2 protein-coding genes and 1 pseudogene are annotated in these 1,956 nt (G+C 69.4%); all 3 read right to left on the reverse strand.

Features of this window, described 5'->3' with window-relative positions:
* The coding region (locus tag APY03_RS25620; RefSeq protein ID WP_232324402.1) for a TrbG/VirB9 family P-type conjugative transfer protein at window positions 1–707 on the reverse strand (707 nt) is incomplete at its 3' end.
* The gene (trbF, locus tag APY03_RS25625; RefSeq protein WP_068681367.1) at window positions 704–1,408 is read right to left on the reverse strand and encodes a conjugal transfer protein TrbF; all 705 of its coding nucleotides are present in this window, start codon (window positions 1,406–1,408) and stop codon (window positions 704–706) included. The genes trbF and APY03_RS25620, both read right to left, overlap by 4 nt.
* A 12-nt stretch (window positions 1,409–1,420) precedes the next feature.
* Window positions 1,421–1,956 (reverse strand): annotated as a pseudogene (locus APY03_RS44470) (P-type conjugative transfer protein TrbL); the annotation flags it as partial.

The following is a 1,956-nucleotide window of genomic DNA, read 5'->3' on the forward strand; positions in this document are numbered from 1 at the left end:
CGCAGGTTCTCCAGCGCCAGCCCGCTATCGACCGGCGCGGCGGTGCTGGCCGCTTGCGCCTGGCGCTGCAAGGCCAGCATTCGGTCGCGCGGGTATTCCCAAGACACGGATGCCATCCACGTCTTTTCCGTCGAGGCCAGCTCCAGCAGGTACGTCCTGCGATTGGTAGTGATGACGAGATTGGTCTTGAGGCCCGAGCGGATCGGCTTGACCAGCACGTTCACTCGCAGGTCGGCGCCGCTGCCGCTCGATGTGTCGCCCACGATCCAGCGCACGGTATCGCCGGCGGCCACCGACACCAGCTCCTCGCCCGGCTGGAGCGAAACCACGGTCACGCGGCCCACGGCTGCATAGACTTGGTACAGCGCACCATCGCTATACGGCCACACCTGAATCGCGTTGACGTAGCCCTCGCGCGTGGGCGCGACGCGCGCCTCGGCATTGGCACGCGAAACGCGCACCTTCTCGTCTGCCGGCTCCGGCACAGGTTTGGCGTCCTCGGCTTCGGGCAACGGCTTCAACTGCGCGGGCATCGGCAGCACCTCGGGCACGGCCACCACCTCCACCGGCGCGGGCGGCTCTGGCAGCGGCTGGGCCTGCACCGGCTCATCGAGTGAGATGGTCGGCGGCGGCTTGCCCTGCGTGGCGCAGCCCGCCAAGGCAAGCAGGATCACCGGCAAAGCGGAATTACGGAAAAGATCATTCATGGCATGGCTCCTTCGGAAGAATCCAGTTCGCGGCTCCATGACAGGCCGTTGACGTAGATGCCCAGGGGGTTCTTGCGCAGGCGTTCTTCGGTGCGCGGCGGCTGGAGCACGATGGACACCACGGCCGTCCACCGCTCTAGGCCAGCCGCGGCGCCGTTGACGTAGCGGCGTTCCGTCCAGCGCACGTTGAAAGACGTGTCGCTGGCGCGCACGACGCTGGTGATCTGCACCGTCACCGACTCCTTGCCGATGCGAGCGAACGGGTCGTTGACCCGCGCGTAGTCGTTGAGCACGGCCGCGCCCTTGTCGGTGGTGTAGTCGTAGGCGTCGAGCCAGTTCTGGCGCACGACGATGGGGTCGATGGACAGCGAGCGCACCAAGCCGATGAAGCGGCCGAGGTGGTACGCGGTCTGCGCATCGCTGGGCTTGTAGGGCGTGGCTGCTTCGCCGACCGCACGCACTTGGCCCGCGTTGTCCACCTCCACGACGTAGGGCGTCACGATGGACTGCGCTGACCGCCACACCAGGCCGCCGGCCATCAGCAGCGCGAGCGTCAGGCATCCGAAGGCCATCAGCCGCCAGTTCTTCGCCTGCACGCGCGGCGAGCCGATACGCTCGTCCCATACCTGGCCGGCAGCTTGGTACGGCGTGGCAGGCTGCGGCGTGTCGGCATAGCGCACCTGCGGTTTCTTGAATCGCATTGTCAGTTCTCCTTATGAATCGGAATCGCGCAGGCTCGGCCCTTGGCCGGAGCCGCCGCCGTCGCCACCGCGCAGCGCGTGGGCGGTGGTGGTCGCGGCATGGGTGAGCTGCTGGCGGCGATGCAGTCGTTTCGCCCAGGCAGGTTGTTCCTGCGTCTGCGCGCTGCTGGCGCTGGGCGTGGCCTCGCCGGCACCCTGACCGGATGCCGCACCCGCGCCACTGTCAGCCGCAGCGCCATTCCAGCCAGCACGGAAGGGAGCAGCCATGCGCTGCCCGACAGCGGAGGCACGGGATGCGGCGCCTCGCCCGGCTGCCTGCGCGCCGGTCTTGGCGACGTTGCCTAGGCCGGCCATTGCGCCTTTCGCGCCACCGCCGGCGGCGGCGGAACCGGCCTGGAACGCAGATTTCGCGCTGCTGGCCGCCGACGTGGCGGCACGCGCACCGCTGCCGGCCAGCTTGGCGGCAGCCGGGGCCATGCGCGCGCCAGCCGCCACCGCACCGCCCACGCCAGTTGCGGCGGCACCGACGGCCACCGCCGTTCCGGCTG

It is taken from the genome of Variovorax sp. WDL1 (assembly GCF_001541225.1).
GTDB lineage: Bacteria > Pseudomonadota > Gammaproteobacteria > Burkholderiales > Burkholderiaceae_C > Variovorax.